Here is a 16,595-nt window from a genome sequence, read left to right on the forward strand (position 1 = left end):
CGGTTTGCTCTGGGAGGGCGGCGCCAGCCCCCGCTCCCCGACCCTCGCGCGCACGCGAGGGGACTGTCCTGTGCAACATCGCGGAGGGGCATCGGCGCCCCTCCCGTGCTGCGGGTTACAACGCCGCGTCGATCTTCTGCGCCGCCTCTTCGCTGACCCAGGCGCGCCAGACGTCCGGGTGCTGTTTGAGGAAGAGCTTGGCCAGCTCAGGCGAATCGATGCGTTCCTTGGCCATCCGCGCCAGGTTCTGGTTCAGCAGGTCGATCGGCAGATTGACCTTCTCCAGCACCGCCACCAGTTCCGGCGCCTGCTCGTGGAAGTCCTTGGACAGACCGACCTGGATGCTGATGGTCTTGTCGACGCCAGGCTTCTCGTCCAGCTTGAGCAGATCGACCTGCCCCATCAGCGGCGTCGGCGACCAGTAATAGAACAGGATCGGCTCGCCGCGCTTGTAGCTCGACAGCACCGCGGCATCCAGCGCCGGCCCGGTGCCCGGGCGGAAGTTGGTGAACTTGTCTTCCAGGCCGTAGCTTTTCAGCATCTCGCTGTTGTCCAGCTCGCAGGTCCAGCCGGCCGGGCAGTTGTAGAAGCGGCCTTTACTCGGCTCTTCCTGGTCACGAAAGACTTCGGCGTACTGCGCCAGGTCGGTAATCGCCTTGAGGTTCGGCGCCTTGGCTTCGAGCTTGCGCTGGGCATCGCCCTCGACCACATAGCGCGGCACGTACCAGCCTTCGGCCGCACCGACGATCGGCGCGCCGACCCCGACCACTTTGCCGGCCGCCGCGGCCTTGTTCCAGACCTCGCTGCGGCCCACCCATTCCTCGGCGAACACCTGAATGTCGTTGCTGCTCAAGGCGTTCTCCATGGTGATGGAGTTGCCCGGCAAGCTGTCGGTGGCGCAACCGTAGCCTTCCTTGAGGACGATCTGCATCACGTCGGTGAGCAGCATGCCGCTCTCCCAGTTCAGCCCGGCGAATTTCACCGGTTTGCCCGATTCGCACCAGCCGGCGGCTTGCGTCGCGGCGGAAGTGGCGAACAGGCCGAGGGCGAGGACAGTGCCGAGCAGCGACTTAGGTTTTTTGTTCATCGGATACTCCAATCATTCAATGGGTTGGGTAACGGCAGTCGAGCAAAAGTGTTACGGCGACCTCAGAGACTCGGCAGCAGCTTCGCCGGCAGCAGGTCGTTCAGGCAGCGCGTCGCCAACAGCTGGCTGGCGGCCTCGATGTCCGGGGCGAAGAAGCGGTCTTCCTGGTAATGGCTGACCTGCTCGCGCAGCGCGGCGCGGGCCTGTTCCAGTTTCACCGAGGTCTTGCGCCCTTCGCGGAAGTCCAGGCCCTGGCAGGCACCGAGCCATTCGACGGCGAGGATGCCGCGCACGTTGTCGGCCATTTCCCACAGGCGCTTGCCGGCGGCCGGGGCCATGGACACGTGGTCCTCCTGGTTGGCCGAGGTCGGCAGGCTGTCGACGCTGTGCGGATGAGCCAGCGCCTTGTTCTCGCTGGCCAGCGCGGCGGCGGTGACCTGGGCGATCATGAAACCGGAGTTGACCCCGCCATTGGCCACCAGAAACGGCGGCAACTGCGACATGTGCTTGTCCATCATCAGCGAGATGCGCCGCTCGGACAGCGCGCCGATTTCGGCGATGGCCAGGGCCAGGTTGTCGGCGGCCATGGCCACCGGCTCGGCGTGGAAGTTACCGCCGGAGATCACGTCGCCCTCGGCGGCGAACACCAGCGGGTTGTCCGATACCGCGTTGGCTTCGACCGCCAACACCTCGGCGGCCTGGCGCAGCTGGGTCAGACAAGCGCCCATGACCTGCGGCTGGCAACGCAGCGAATAGGGGTCCTGGACCTTGTCGCACTTTTCATGGGAACGGGAGATCTCGCTGCTGGGCGTGAGCAAATCGCGGTAGGCGGCGGCTGCATCGATCTGTCCGCGCTGGCCACGGGCCGCGTGAATGCGCGCATCGAAGGGCGCCCGCGAGCCGAGCATGGCCTCCACGCTCAGGCCGCCGCAGACCAGCGCCGCGGCGAACAGGTCTTCGGCCGCGAACAGCCCGCGCAGGGCGTAGGCGGTGGACACTTGAGTGCCGTTGAGCAGCGCCAGGCCTTCCTTGGCCGCCAGGGTCAGCGGCTCGAGGCCGGCCTTGGCCAAGGCCTCGGTGGCCGGCAGCCATTCGCCCTGGTAGCGCGCCTTGCCCTCGCCGAGCAGGACCAGCGACATGTGCGCCAGCGGCGCCAGGTCGCCGGAGGCGCCGACCGAGCCCTTGAGCGGGATGTGCGGGTAAACCTCGGCATTGATCAGGGCGATCAGCGCGTCGATCACCTGCCGACGGATACCGGAGAAGCCACGCGCCAGGCTGTTGACCTTGAGCAGCATGATCAACCGCACCAGATCATCATCCAGCGGCTGGCCGACACCGGCGGCATGCGACAGCACCAGCGAGCGCTGCAGGTTTTCCAGGTCTGCGCTGGCGATGCGGGTCGACGCCAGCAGGCCGAAGCCGGTGTTGATGCCGTAGGCGGTGCGGTTCTCGGCGAGTATCTGCTCGACGCAGGCGACGCTGGCCTCGATGGCCTCGGCGGCGCTCTCGTCCAGGGTGACCGTTACCGGCCCCTGCAGCACCAGGCGCAACTGGCCCAGGCTCAGTTGACCAGGCAGTAAGTTCAGCGCAGTCATGTTCAGGCTCCTTTGACCGGGGTAACCATAGGTAGATTGAGGCCCTGTTCGCGGGCGCAGTCGATGGCAATCTGATAACCGGCATCGGCGTGCCGCATCACCCCGGTGGCCGGGTCGTTGTGCAGCACGCGGGCGATGCGCGCGGCGGCTTCATCGCTGCCGTCGCAGACGATGACCACCCCGGAGTGCTGGGAGAAGCCCATGCCGACGCCGCCACCGTGGTGCAGCGAGACCCAGGTGGCGCCGCTGGCGGTGTTCAGCAGGGCGTTGAGCAGCGGCCAGTCGGACACCGCATCGGAGCCATCGGCCATCGCCTCGGTTTCGCGATTGGGGCTGGCCACCGAGCCGGAATCCAGGTGGTCGCGGCCGATCACCACCGGTGCGGACAGCTCGCCACTGCGGACCATTTCGTTGAAGGCCAGGCCGAGCTTGGCGCGCTGGCCCAGGCCGACCCAGCAGATACGTGCCGGCAGACCCTGGAAGGCGATGCGTTCACGGGCCATGTCCAGCCAATGATGCAGATGGGCATCGTCAGGGATCAGCTCCTTGACCTTGGCGTCGGTCTTGTAGATGTCCTCGGGGTCGCCGGACAAGGCCACCCAACGGAACGGGCCGACGCCGCGGCAGAACAGCGGACGAATATAGGCCGGAACGAAGCCGGGGAAGGCGAAGGCATTGCTCACGCCCTCTTCCTTGGCCATCTGGCGGATGTTGTTGCCGTAGTCGAAGGTCGGCACGCCCTGCTGCTGGAAGGCCAGCATGGCGCGCACGTGCACGGCCATCGACTGCTTGGCGGCCTTGACCACTTCGGCCGGCTGCAACTGCGCCTTGGCACGGTACTCGTCCCAGCTCCAGCCGATCGGCAGGTAGCCATTGAGCGGATCGTGGGCGCTGGTCTGGTCGGTGACCATGTCCGGGCGCACGCCACGCTTGACCAGTTCCGGAAGGATCTCGGCGGCGTTGCCACACAGGGCGATGGAAATCGCCTTGCCCTCGGCGCAGTACTTCTCGAGGCGCGCCAGGGCGTCGTCGAGATCCTTGGCCTGCTCGTCGACGTAGCGGGTCTGCAGGCGGAAGTCGATGCGGCTCTGCTGACACTCGATGTTCAGCGAGCAGGCGCCGGCCAGGGTCGCCGCCAGCGGCTGCGCACCACCCATACCGCCGAGACCGGCGGTGAGTACCCAGCGGCCGGTGAGGTCGCCACCAAAATGCTGGCGGCCGGCCTCGACGAAGGTCTCGTAGGTACCCTGGACGATGCCCTGGCTGCCGATATAGATCCAGCTGCCGGCGGTCATCTGGCCGTACATCGCCAGGCCCTTGGCATCCAGCTCGTTGAAGTGTTCCCAGGTCGCCCAGTGCGGCACCAGGTTGGAGTTGGCGATCAGCACGCGCGGCGCGTTGCTGTGGGTCTTGAATACGCCGACCGGCTTACCGGATTGCACCAGCAGGGTCTCGTCGTCGTTCAGTTGCTTGAGGCTCTCGACGATCTGGTCGTAGCACTCCCAGTTGCGCGCGGCGCGGCCGATGCCGCCATACACCACCAGCTCCTTGGGGTTCTCCGCCACTTCCGGGTCGAGGTTGTTCATCAACATGCGCAGCGGCGCCTCGGTCATCCAGCTCTTGGCGCTCAACTGGGTGCCACGCGGGGCGCGAATTTCGGTGTCACGGAATTTGGTCATGGCAGACTCCTCAATCTAACTAGTTAACGGCGGACGGCGTCACAGCCAGCCCATAAAGTGCGCCAGGTAGGCCAGCGGAATGCTGAACACCAGGCTAAGTACGGTGCGCTGCAGCCAGACCAACAGCAGGTCGCGCAGACGCAGGGGAATTCGCGTGGCCAGCACGCAGGGAATCGATGCGGAGAGAAACAGCACGCTGCTCACCGAGACGATGCCGGTAACGAACTTGACGATCTGGTCGGCGTCTTTCAGCAGCATCGCCGGCAGGAACATTTCCGCCAGCCCGGCCGCGAGGGCACGCGCCACCTCCATCGGCTCACTGAGGCCGAACAGCCAGGTGATCGGATAGAGCAGCACGCCGATGGCATCGAACAGCGGGGTGTACTTGGCGGCCAGCAACCCGAGCAGGCCGACCGCGAGAATGCTCGGCAGGATGGCGGCGGTCATGCGCAGGCCATCGCTGAAGGTGTCGCGCAGGGCCGTGAGTAGCGAAGGCGCACAGGCCGCCTGGCTGAGGCCGGCACTCCAGGCGCTGCGCAGGCGGCTCTCGCCGGGACGCAATTGCGGCTCCGGGTGCGCCTCGGACGGCAGGCGTGACAGCGGATAGATCCGCGCGCTGACCGCGGTGACGCTGAAGGTCACCAGCATGGCGCCCCAGAAATACAGGTTCCAGATTTCCATCAGGCCCAGGGTCTTGGCGATGATCACCATGAACGGGGCGGACACGGTGGAGAAGCCGGTGGCAATGATCGCCGCCTCGCGCAGGCTGTAGTGGCCCTGCTGGTACATGCGGTCGGTGATCAGCAGGCCCACCGAGTAGCTGCCGACGAAGGAGGCCACCGCGTCGATCGCCGACTTGCCGGGCGTGCGCCAGATCGGTCGCATCACCGGCTGCATCAATACCCCGACGGTCTCCAGCAGGCCGAAGCCGATCAAGAACACCAGCGCCAGCGCGCCCAGCGGCACTATCAACGCCAGGCTGAGCACCAGCTTGTCGAACAGAAACGGCAGCATGCCCGGCTGATACAGCGCATCCGGCCCGAGCTTGAACAGATAGGCCACGCCGATCAGCAGGCCGAGCACCTTGAGCCCACTGAACACCGTGTGGGTCAGGTCCTTGCGCCAGCTGCCGCTGATCCAGGGCTCCAACGCACCGTAGAGCATGAACAGCAGGGCGATGCCGATCACCAGTGGTCGGGCATGCAGCACCAAGGCGCTGGCCGTATGGTCGAGCAGGATGGTCGAGCGACCACCGATCTCGAAGGGGACGAAAAACAGCACCAGGCCGATCAGGCTATACCCCAGCAGGCGCGCTAGGGCTCGGCCGGAGGCGGCACTGACGGTCGACGAAAGCTCTTCAGGCATGACTCTTCTCCGAGGCGGCAGGTGGATAGACAATCACTAAATCCACACACATATATTTACTTGTACATACAAGCATATGCAAGCAGAGGGCCATTTTTATTTTCTTCCCCGACAAATAGCCGCCTAGCGCCCCGCACGTCCCGAATAATCGACCTGGCGCACTGGAGGAGAACCACCGGCAGACTCCATCCGCCAGGTGCAGAATTGTTACCGGGAAACAAAAATCGCCTACTCGCCGAGCACTCGCGCAGCACAGGCGTGGCCCTAAGTAACACTCGCGCCAACTGCCGCGATCCACTCACTCGGCGCCGACGTCGCCCCTGCACAAGGAGAGACGAGGCTAGCGCCGGAGCGGCTCAGGCCGCGGGACGGGGCCGAGCAACCACGGTAGCTGCCCCTGACTTCAACATGCGCGGATGCAGCCGCATGGACGACATGGGGAGACGCTGCCAACGCCTTCGCTGGCAGCCGCAGGTTGTGAGGGGGTTCAAGGGAGGAATCAGCCCGAGCGGCCAAGCAGGTCGCTACGCGTCATCTGTTCGGCAGGGGCCCTGCGCGGCAGCCTTAGCAGGCCGCCGCAGTTTGTCTCAGGTGGATTGATCGCCGCACGCGTGCAGCTCGATCAGTGCGTAGCCGTTTTGCTCCGCACCAGTCAGGCGCAGCTCGCGCAACAGCGCACCGCCTTCGCACACCCAGCAGTCGTAGCGACCGAGATGCTCGGTGCGCCCTTCGAGACTGACGCTCAAGCCATCCTCCAGACTGAAGAGCAGCAGCACCGACGCGGAACTGAACAGCTGGTGTGGCGCCGGCAGCCCCTGCGACCATTGCAGCCGCGCGCGGTAGCGCGCCGGCGCATAGATCAGATTGAAATCGCGTATGGCGCCGCCAAGCAACTGGCAGTGCACCCGGCTGTCGCCGGAGAAGGCGAAGGCATCCATCGCCAGCAAGGGCCGCGAGCGCACATCATCGACCTCCAGCTGCATCCCTGCCCCTTCGAGCACGGTGATGATGCGCTGATAACCGTTGAACGCGGAAAACCCGCCGGACTCGCCGACATCGGCCAGCGACAGGCGCCAGCCGAAACCTTCCAGGCCCTCGCCGGCATCGCGGGCGATTTCCAGGGTGCTGCCGGCGCCATTCTTCCAGGGCATGCGCGGGTAATCGGCCGCGCGCAGCATACGCGGCAGGCTCATGAGCTGAAGCGTCCTTCCAGACGATGGCGCGAGCCGGGATAGAGCAGCCGCGCGCTGGTCACCGTCTTCTGTCCCGACCAGGTACGCCGACGAATCAACAAGCACGGCTCGCCGCGCTCGATCTGCAGCAGCTTGCACTCGCCGGCATCGGCCAGGATCGCCTCGACCACGTGCTCGCCCTCGCTCAGCGGCGCGACCTGAGACAGGTAGGCATAGGGCGTCTGCTGGGTGAAATCCTGCTTGAGATAGTCCGGCGCCACCGCCGCATTGACGTAGCGATCCTCGATCTGCACCGGTAGATCGTTCTCGTAATGCACGATGACCGAATGGAACACCCGCTGGCCTTCGCGCACGTCCAGCGCCAGGGCCCGCTCGGACCCCGCCTGCTCTTCCTCCAGGCGAACCACGACACAGTGATGGCGATGACCGCGCGCGGCGATCTCATCGGCGATGTTATGCACCTCGAACAGGGCCGACTGGCCCTTGGGCTCGGCGACGAAGGTGCCGACGCCCTGCATGCGCACCAGTAACCCTTCCGCGGTCAATTCACGCAGTGCCCGATTGATGGTCATGCGGCTGAAGCCGAGCTGATTGACCAACTCACTTTCCGAGGGCACGCGGTGGTGCGGCGGCCAGGCCCCGGACTGAATCTGGCCACTGATCATCTGTTTGACGCGCGCATACAAGGGCGCGGGGGTATCCCCCAACTGCGAGGCCAGCGATGCGATCTCGGGGTGCGAAGTGGACACGGGGTACTCCTGATCATGGCGCCGGCGCCGATTGCACACGGCAGTAATCCAACGAGGCCTGGAGAACACTCATGCATTCCCCGGCGAGCGGTAACGGCTGCCACCCGCTGGACAGGCTCAGTCTGCCAAGAGTTTACGACGCCGCCAAACATCTGTATATGTATATACAAATCAAGCACCACTCGCGAGAGCAAAATCATGCCTGCTTTTTTCGCCGACCACGCCTTGCTCGCCAGCGGCTGGGCGCGCAACGTACGCCTCGAAGTCTCGACCAGCGGATTGATTGAACAGATCAGCCGCGACGCCAGCAGCGCGGGCGCCGAGCGTCTCAACGGCCCGCTGTTGCCGGGCATGCCGAACCTGCACTCGCACGCCTTTCAGCGGGCCATGGCGGGCCTCGCCGAGGTCGCCGGCAACCCGAATGACAGTTTCTGGACCTGGCGCGAACTGATGTACCGCCTGGTCGGTCAGCTCAGCCCCGAGCAGATCGAGGTCATCGCCCGCCAGCTGTATATCGAGATGCTCAAGGCCGGCTACACCAGCGTCGCCGAGTTCCACTATGCGCATCACGACCCGCAGGGCCAGGCCTATGCCGACCCGGCGGAGCTGGCGCTGTGCATCAGCCGGGCGGCGAGTGCTGCCGGTATCGGCCTGACCCTGCTGCCGGTGCTCTACAGTCACTCGGGCTTTGGCGGCCAACCGGCCAATCCCGGACAGCGCCGCTTCATCCACAGCAGCGACAGCTACCTGGCCCTGCAGCAACGCCTGCACCCGTTGCTGGCGCAACAACCGGCCCAGCGCCTGGGCCTGTGTTTTCACTCGCTGCGCGCGGTCACCCCCGAGCAGCTCACCGAAGTACTGGCCGCAGGCGACAGCCACTGCCCGATCCATATCCACATCGCCGAGCAGCAGAAGGAAGTCGACGACTGCCTGGCCTGGAGTGGCCGGCGGCCGTTGCAGTGGCTGTACGAGCACGCGCCGGTGGATTCACGCTGGTGCCTGGTGCACGCGACCCACGCCAACCCGGACGAGGTCAGCGACATGGCGCGCTCTGGCGCGGTGGCCGGATTGTGCCTGACCACCGAGGCCAACCTGGGCGACGGGATCTTCCCGGCGGTGGACTACCTCGCCCAGGGCGGGCGCCTGGGCATCGGCTCGGACAGCCACGTGTCGGTCAGCGTGGCCGAAGAACTGCGCTGGCTGGAATACGGCCAGCGCCTGCGCGACCAGAAGCGCAATCGCCTGTACCACAGCGACCAGCCGATGATCGGCCGCAGCCTGTACGACGCCGCCCTGGCCGGTGGCGCCCAGGCGCTGGGGCAAGCGATCGGCGCGCTCGAAGTCGGCAAGCGTGCCGACCTGCTGGTGCTGGATGGCGATGACCCCTACCTCGCCACCGCCGAGACCGACGCCATCCTCAACCGCTGGCTGTTCGCCGGCGGCGACCGCCAGGTGCGCGATGTCATGGTGGCTGGGCGCTGGGTGATCCGCGAGGGCCGCCACGCCGCCCAGGAACAGACAGGCCAGGCCTTCGCCCAGGTGTTGCGTGAGCTGCTGGGTTAATCCCGAGCGCAGAGTGGGCAGGCGATTCCCGCTAGCAAGCCGCGCCCTATCGGCAGAGGCTACTTCAGGCCCTTACCGGAGAACATCAGCACTTTGTCGCCGGCGTATTGCACGCTGATAAAGCTGTTGTCGTCGCCCCAGGTGCAACTCGAAATACCCAGTGCGCCGGAGCATTCGGTGGGGCCGCCGAGCAAGCCTTCGACCTCAGGCTTGGTCATTCCCGGCTTGAGCTTGGAGTAGTTTTCCTGGTTGATCTTGCTGCAAGCCACCAACCACACACAGCACGACAGCAATACGAGAGAACGCAACGACATGGCACAGCTCCTGGATAGAGGGTGGGGCCAGCTTGACACAGCGCCCCACGACTTGCCCGCTTGGACGTCAGAAGCCTGAGCCGGGTTCCCGCAAGAACGCCAGTTCGTCAGGGGTCGAAGCACGACCGAGAATGCTGTTGCGATGGGGGAAGCGGGCAAAGCGCGCGATCACCCGCTGGTGACGTTCGGCGTAGTCCAGGTAACCGGCGAACAGCTGACGCTCGGCGGCCGCAGCCTGCTCATGCAGCTCGGTGAAACAGGCCAGCGCCCGCTCCTGTTGCTCGAGGTCTTCGGCATGCTCGAAGACGATATAGACGAACACCCGCTGAATCGGTGTCAGCTGTATATCCCAGCCATACCTCAGCCCCTCGCGCACCAGCGCTTGAGCCTGCAGGTCGCCGGCGAACGCCCGCGGACTATCGCGAAAGATCATCCGCGGCAGCTGGTCGAGCAACAGCACATTGGCCAACCAGCCCTCGGCATGTACGTGCCAGGCGTCCAGCTCGCCGGCCAGCGCCTGCTCGACCAGTTCAGCGAAACGCGCCTGCGCCTCGCTGTCCTGGCTGTCCTGCTTGCCGAACCAGAGCGTGTTGCGCGCCGCAGCCACCTCGCTCGCCGTTGTCGCGGCGCCGAACCACCAGTCGAGCAAGGGTTGCCAAGGCTGCGTCATGGGTCACTCCTGATGGTAAGCGGTGACCCGCTCGACTTCCTGCTTGGAGCCGAGGAACACCGCCACACGCTGGTGCAGGGACGTCGGCTGGATATCCAGAATGCGCTGCACGCCGTTGGTTGAGGCGCCACCCGCCTGCTCGATGATAAAGGACATCGGGTTGGCCTCGTACATCAGACGCAGCTTGCCGGGCTTCTCCGGCTCACGGGAATCACGCGGGTACATGAACAGACCGCCGCGCGTCAGGATACGGTGCACGTCGGCGACCATCGCCGCGACCCAGCGCATGTTGTAGTCCTTACCCAGAGGGCCCGTCTTGCCGGCCAGCAATTCCTCGACATAGCGCTTGACCGGCGGCTCCCAGTGACGCTGGTTGGACATGTTGATGGCGAATTCCTGGGTGGTTTCCGGCACCTTCATATGGTCGTGGGTCAGCACGAAGCTGCCGAGCTCACGGTCCAGGGTGAAGCCTTTGACACCATTGCCCAGGGTCAGGATCAGCATGGTCTGCGGGCCGTAGATCGCGTAACCGGCGGCGACCTGCTCGGTGCCCGGCTGGAGGAAGGCGTCCTCGCCAAGATCACCGCTCTGACCGTTGCGCTCCGGGCAACGCAGTACCGAGAAAATGGTACCGACCGAAACGTTGACATCGATGTTGGAGGAGCCGTCCAGCGGATCGAACACAAGCAGGTAGGCGCCTTTCGGGTAACGGCCGGGAATCTGGTAAGCCTTGTCCATCTCCTCCGACGCCATGCCGGCCAGGTGACCACCCCACTCGTTGGCCTCCAGGAGAATTTCGTTGGACAGCACGTCGAGTTTCTTCTGCACCTCGCCCTGCACGTTCTCGGTTTCCATGCTGCCGAGCACGCCGCCCAGAGCGCCCTTGGACACCTGATGACTGATCGCCTTGCAGGCACGCGCCACCACCTCGATAAGGAAACGCAGATCGGCAGGGGTGTTGTGGCTACGGGTCTGCTCGATCAGATAGCGACTCAGGGTAACGCGGGACATGGAAGGCTCCGGGAAGGAAGAAAAATCGCGCGCAGTTTAACCCTTTACGCGCGCCAGCGCCTCCTGCCGCCGCCCGTCGGTAGCGCCCCCAAGGTCGGCAGACAGAGCAAAGCCCTACGGCTTAACCGCCCTCGCTCAAGACTTGGCCGGCGCGCGCAACAGGCTCAGCGCCATCAGCACTAGCAGGCCGACGCCGGCGAGCAAGACGCCCCACAGTCCCAGGCGCTTCCAGTCGAAGCGCGTCGCCTGTTCGACACTCGCCGCCCCCGCCTCGAATGCGGACGCCTCAGCAGCTGTGGCTACGCCCAGCCCAGCCAGACGCCGATCGTCGTAACCGGGAATCAGCGTATCCAGCGGCAAGCTGGCCGCCTTGCCGGCGGGGTTGCCGGTGGCCAGCACGTAGGGCGGCGTGCCGCGGGCGAGGAATACCAGCTGGGTGGCCCGCAGGCCGACGCGCAACTGCGGCGCCTGGTTGCCCAGGCCACCGCCGCGTTCGTCCACCCGCAGGCTCAACTGCTGCGCAGCAGCGCCATACAGTTCGAGTTCATCGTGCAGCACCTCCGCGCCACCCTGGGTCAGACGGTAGAGCAGCCCGCGACCCAAGGGTTGCCAGCGCACCTGGCCGTCGCGGCGGCCCGAGACCGTCACCGGCGCCAGGGTATTGCTCTGGCTGAGCTCGACGCGCAGGCGTTGCAGCGGCAAGGCCAGGGGTAGATCCCAGCGGTACTCGCCAGGTGCGACCCGACTCGGCGCCAGCGGCGCCGACCAGACCAACGGCGCCGGCACGCTGCGGCTGCTGACCAGGCGCGCGGCGGTCAGCAGCGGCGCCTGCTGCGGATCGTTCCAGAGCAGCCGCAAGTAGCGCGCCTGCTGTCCCGGCAAGCCCACCTCGCGCAGGTCGATGCGCTCGTCGGCAAACCTCAGGCGGGCCACCTGCCCGTTGCCCCAGCTGCGCCAGTGCTGCAGATCATCGCTGGCCTCGATGGTGAAATGCTGAAAGCCTTCACGCTCGACGCTCCAGTCGAGGATCAACAGCTGCAGCGGCGCCTCGATCGCGCTGGCATCCAGCAACCAGCCGCGCAACGGCTCGGCCTCCGCACTCTGGACTTCCTCCGCCGCCAACTCGACCAGGGTGCCCGTGGCGCTGCGCTGCACCCGTACCGCAGGCATCCGCTCGGCGCTCGCCGGACCGCGCAAGGGAAACCAGTTGACTGGGATTTCGCTGCGCGTCTCGCGGCTCTGCGCGGCGTCCCGAGTCAGGGCATAGGCCAGGGCCTGCCCTTCGGCGTTGAACACCCGCAGGTCACGCAGGTCGGCATAGCGCGCGGCGAGATGCACCGCCATCGGCACCTCCAGGCGATACCAGGGACCCTCGCCGGCCAGGGTCAGCGGCACCCGGGTCGCATAGTCGTCCAGCGCCTGCGCGCTCGCTGGCTGCACAGCCAGCAGAGCGAGCGTGGCCAACAGCGCCAGTCGCGACCCTGCCTTGTTTGAGAACACCTTCATGCCTTGACCCGCTCCGGTTCTGGCTCTGCTTCGGCGACCGCCTGCCGGGGCGGCAGCGGCGCGAAATAGCCGACGATCAACAACAGCACGCCGACCCCGATAAACGACACGATGCGTTCCAGGCCGCCGCGGTTATCCAGCTCGACGAAGAATAGCTTGGCCACCACCACGCCGATCAGCACCGCCCCGACCAACCACAACTCGCGGCGGCTGCGCAGGTGACCGAAGATCATCAGCGCCAGGGCGATCAGGGTCCAGATGAGCGATAGGCCGGCCTGCACCAGCATCGACTCGAGCAGCGCGTCCAGCCGATAGGGCACCGCTGCCCAATGGTGCGCCGCGCGGAACACCGCCGCGGTGAATAAGGCGAACAGCGCAGTACCCACGACCAGCTGCGGCAGATGCTGCCGGTAGGCCTCGCTCAACCCCAGCTGAGGCAAGGTGCTGCGCAGCCATTGGTACACGCCGAACAGCGCGATCAGCAAGCCCAGCTCCAGCGGGTTGAGCAGCGGCAGGTAGGGCAAGGGCTCGGCGGCGCCGTCACTGCCGCTATTGGCCAGCCAGAACCAGGCCAGCATCAACGCCGCCAACGGCGCCGCCGCCAGCACGCGGTACTCGCGCGAGTAGGCGCTGAATGGCCAGCGCAACTGGCGCGGCAGCGCCATCAGCAGCAGATAACCGCTCGGCAGCAACGCCCAGCCGAGCCAGCGCCAGGCGTTGTAATGCTCGGACAACAGATAGAGCAGGTAGCGCAGTTCCAGCGCCAACACCCCGAGGATCAGCCAGCAGCCCAGCACATGCGCCGCACTCAACGCCCCGCCTGGCAGCAGCGCGGCGAGCCGGCGCAGCGACCACAGGTGCACCGCGAATAGCGCGCCCCAACCCAGCCAGCCGAAGTCCGCCGCCGGGTGGTAGGCCAAGTGCCAGGCAAGCAGCAGGGTCAGCGCCGCAGCCGGCACCAGCAGCGTGCACAACAGCGCCAAGGCGCGCCACTGCAGCCGCGCGGCAAGCAACGTCGACAACGCAACGCTCGCGGCGGCGGCCAACAGCACCAGCGGCGCGCGCGACTCGGGCGCGGCGAATCGAAATATTTCGCCGACCAGCGCCAAACTCCACCAGCCCGCCCCCCACACCAGCAGCACCTGAGACAACCGCACCAGGCTCAACGCCGGCAAGATAGCCGCCTGCTCGCCGCGGGCGACTCGCTGCACCCGCCAGGCCCCGATCAGCGCGGCGATCGCCAGCACCGCGGGCGTCCAGAAGCCGGCGTGAGCCAGCGGGCGCAGACCTTCGCTACCGAGCTGGGCCAACAGCAGCGGAGCGGCAAGCAGAAACGCCAGCCCGCCGAATACCTGCAGCAACACGCCGAAGACGAAACTGGCGCGCTGCTGCAACTGCAAACTAAGCCAGATAATCAGCAGACCGCTGCCGCCCCACACCGCGCTGGCGCTCTGCCAGGGCAGGACGAACAGCACCGCCAGGTTGATAAACACCAGCCCGACCAGCAACACCAGCGCCAAGCCGCGCATCAAGCGGCGGTCACGGCTGACCTGCTTATCGCGCGCAGCCAGGAGCATGCCGCCGATCAGCGCCAGACCGATCAGGGTCGCCGTCAACAGGCCACGCCAACCGGCACTGAACACGCCGCCGGTAGCAGCTGAACTGCCGTGCAACTGCAGCAAAAACACCGCGCCACCGAGCAACTGCACCGCGAAGGCGCTGAACAGGAAGCTGCGCGACTGCAGGCGCAGGCCGAGCAACAGCGTCGCCAGACCGGCCAACGCCCAACTGATAGCCGTGGCCTCGGCGGCGAAGCACAGCGGCGCGATCAGATAAAGGAAGGCCAGACCGCTGCAGGCCAGCCACGGCAGCGCACGGCGCTCCCAGGCAGTCGCCTGCTCGGCTGCCTGGCGCAGGCGCCAGAAGCTGAACAGCAGGGCCGCGCCCAGCAACAGCGCGCCCAGCGGCGCGCCCTGCAGCAGTGCCTCCTGGCTTGAGCGCAGCTCGGCGAGGTAGGCCAAGGCCGCGCCCAGTTGCAATAGCAAGGCAAAGCAACGGGCCAACAGGCGCTGTTGACGCAGGCCCAACCAATAGAGACCGGCGCCCTCCACCGCCCAGGCGGCGGAGGTCCAGCGCGCATCCAGCCCCAACGGGATCGCCAGGGTGCCGAACACCACGCCCAGCACCAGGCAGGTTTCCACTAACAGCAGCGCGCGCCCGGCGGTGCGCCTGGCCAACAGTCGGGCCAGGCCGATATAGAACAGGCCCAGGGCCAGGGCACTGAAGGCGGCGGCGAACGCCAGGTGCTGCACCACCGCGTACTGCAGGCCGAAGCCCACCAGCGGCGGGCCGAACAACACGGTGGCGTCGACATAATCGCCTTGGCGCGCCGACCAGCGCAGCAACTCGGCGCGGCCAGCCGGCGCCTGTTGCGCCTCGAGCAGCTTGCGCCGGGCGAACAACAGGCCGATGGCCACGTACAACAGGAAGAACAGCAAGAGGAACGGCTCAGTGCTCCAGAGCAATTCCGCGCTGTAGGAACGCAGCCCCCAGGCAAAGCCGATACCGAAGGTGCCGACGAAGCCGACCAGGTTGAGCGGGCGCCAGGCCTTGAACCAGGCGATGGCGAAGATGCCGGCATTCAACAGGGCGAAATAGGAGAACAGCGCGACATGGTTACCGCTGCCGGTGGAGGTCAACAGAGGCGCGGCGAAGGCGCCGAGGGCCGCTGCCACCGCCAGTGCCAGGGCGTCCTGCGCCACCGCGAGAATCGCCGAGCAGAGCGTCACCGCCACCAGCAGGGCGAACGCGGCCCCGGGCGCGAGCAAGGGATGCAGGCGCATGGCGGCGAATACCGTCAGGTACAGCACGGCGATGCCGGCACCCTGCACCATCAGGGCATAACTCGGGTTGCGTCGGCGCAGCCACCAGCCCAGGCCGAGCAAGGCAATGGCACTGGACGCCACTCCGGCGTAGCGCAGCTCCACCGGCACCACCATGCCTTCGGTGGCATAGCGCAGGAGGAAGGCCAGACCCAGGAACAGCAGCAGTACGCCGATCCGCAGCACCGGGTTGCCGCCCAGCAGCCAGGCCTGGGCGGCACCCATCGCCCGTTCGAGCGGCGACGGTTCGCGGGGCATTGCCGCTTGCCGGCCGGCGTGGCGCGCCGCGGCGGCCGCGACTGGCCGGCCGGCTTCAGCCGTGCTGGCGACAGGTTCCAGCGGCTCGCCGAGCGCCTGCCGATCCAGTGCGGCCAGCAGCTCGGCATCCAGCGCCCAGTCCAGCGGCTGCTCATCCTCGCCGGGGCCAGCCGCGGGCGGCTCGGCTTGCCGGGCCTCGGTCGCCATCGCCGCGTCGCGCGGCGCTACGGGCTCGGTCGCGGCGTCCGGACGACCCGGCTCCACCTTGAGCAAACGCTCATGCAGCTCCGATGTGCGGCGCGCGAAACGCTCGGCGAAGTCCTGCAACTGCGCAGCCAGGGCCGTGCTCTGCTGTTGCAGCGCCTGCAGCTTGAGGGCCTGCCCCAAACTCAGGGCCAACAGGCCGGCGACTATCGCCGCGCTGATCGATTCGCCGACCAGCGCTCCCAACAGCAACCCGACCAGCATGAACATCCATTGCATGCAGCGATTCCCCAATCAGCCAAGAGGCGAGTCAGCCGCCCCTGCCCGGCAGCGGATCATTCCAACACTATTGAGGCCGGCCGTCTCCTCACACAGAGACGCTTGCGACCTGCATCACAGGCACAATCGGCTTTGCGCGACACTGAAAACACGACCAGCCGGCAGATCGTGGTTCACAAATCCGCCCACGCCGCTATCATCCCCGGCCGCATGCCGAACGCGCCTCTGCCCTGAGCCTGA

At 66.5% G+C, this 16,595-nt stretch carries 12 protein-coding genes; 1 reads left to right on the forward strand and 11 read right to left on the reverse strand.

Features of this window, described 5'->3' with window-relative positions:
* Positions 1-115: 115 nt before the first annotated feature.
* The 6 genes from FBY03_RS03325 to hutC form a co-directional block, all read right to left on the reverse strand.
* Positions 116-1,087, reverse strand: a complete 972-nt coding sequence (locus FBY03_RS03325) for an ABC transporter substrate-binding protein (RefSeq protein ID WP_147170774.1) — start codon at positions 1,085-1,087, stop codon at positions 116-118.
* 62 nt (positions 1,088-1,149) lie between these two features.
* A complete protein-coding gene (gene hutH, locus FBY03_RS03330) occupies positions 1,150-2,682 on the reverse strand; it encodes a histidine ammonia-lyase (RefSeq protein WP_147170775.1) in 1,533 nt (510 codons plus the stop codon).
* Positions 2,683-2,684: 2 nt separating this feature from the next.
* Entirely contained in the window at positions 2,685-4,361 is a 1,677-nt protein-coding gene (gene hutU, locus FBY03_RS03335; protein WP_147170776.1) for a urocanate hydratase, read from the reverse strand.
* A gap of 39 nt (positions 4,362-4,400) precedes the next feature.
* Positions 4,401-5,726, reverse strand: a complete 1,326-nt coding sequence (locus FBY03_RS03340; protein WP_147170777.1) for a YjiH family protein — start codon at positions 5,724-5,726, stop codon at positions 4,401-4,403.
* A 587-nt stretch (positions 5,727-6,313) separates the two neighbouring features.
* Complete coding sequence (locus FBY03_RS03345; RefSeq protein WP_147170778.1) at positions 6,314-6,919, reverse strand: HutD family protein; 606 nt, start codon at positions 6,917-6,919, stop codon at positions 6,314-6,316.
* Positions 6,916-7,668, reverse strand: coding sequence for a histidine utilization repressor (gene hutC / locus FBY03_RS03350; protein ID WP_147170779.1), 753 nt, complete (start codon positions 7,666-7,668; stop codon positions 6,916-6,918). Before hutC ends, FBY03_RS03345 begins: the two co-directional genes overlap by 4 nt.
* Positions 7,669-7,866: 198 nt before the next feature.
* Between hutC and FBY03_RS03355 the strand changes: the two genes are divergently transcribed.
* Positions 7,867-9,231 carry a formimidoylglutamate deiminase gene (locus tag FBY03_RS03355; RefSeq protein WP_147170780.1) on the forward strand — a complete coding sequence of 455 codons (1,365 nt, stop codon included), beginning with the start codon at positions 7,867-7,869 and terminating at the stop codon, positions 9,229-9,231.
* A gap of 59 nt (positions 9,232-9,290) precedes the next feature.
* On the opposite strand, the gene FBY03_RS03360 is transcribed toward FBY03_RS03355, so the two are convergent.
* From FBY03_RS03360 to FBY03_RS03380, 5 genes are all read right to left on the reverse strand, one after another.
* Positions 9,291-9,545, reverse strand: coding sequence for an outer membrane protein assembly factor BamE (locus FBY03_RS03360; protein ID WP_147170781.1), 255 nt, complete (start codon positions 9,543-9,545; stop codon positions 9,291-9,293).
* Between the two features lie 67 nt (positions 9,546-9,612).
* Positions 9,613-10,215, reverse strand: coding sequence for a DUF924 family protein (locus FBY03_RS03365; RefSeq protein WP_147170782.1), 603 nt, complete (start codon positions 10,213-10,215; stop codon positions 9,613-9,615).
* 3 nt (positions 10,216-10,218) lie between these two features.
* Positions 10,219-11,226 (reverse strand): class 1 fructose-bisphosphatase, encoded by a 1,008-nt coding sequence (locus tag FBY03_RS03370; protein ID WP_147170783.1) that lies wholly within the window; start codon positions 11,224-11,226, stop codon positions 10,219-10,221.
* Positions 11,227-11,361: 135 nt separating this feature from the next.
* The gene (locus FBY03_RS03375; protein WP_147170784.1) at positions 11,362-12,732 is read right to left on the reverse strand and encodes a DUF3999 domain-containing protein; all 1,371 of its coding nucleotides are present in this window, start codon (positions 12,730-12,732) and stop codon (positions 11,362-11,364) included.
* Positions 12,729-16,355: a DUF2339 domain-containing protein gene (locus FBY03_RS03380; RefSeq protein ID WP_147170785.1), complete on the reverse strand. Its 3,627-nt coding sequence runs from the start codon at positions 16,353-16,355 to the stop codon at positions 12,729-12,731. Before FBY03_RS03380 ends, FBY03_RS03375 begins: the two co-directional genes overlap by 4 nt.
* Positions 16,356-16,595 lie beyond the last annotated feature (240 nt).

It is taken from the genome of Pseudomonas sp. SJZ079, assembly GCF_007993865.1.
Lineage (GTDB): Bacteria > Pseudomonadota > Gammaproteobacteria > Pseudomonadales > Pseudomonadaceae > Aquipseudomonas.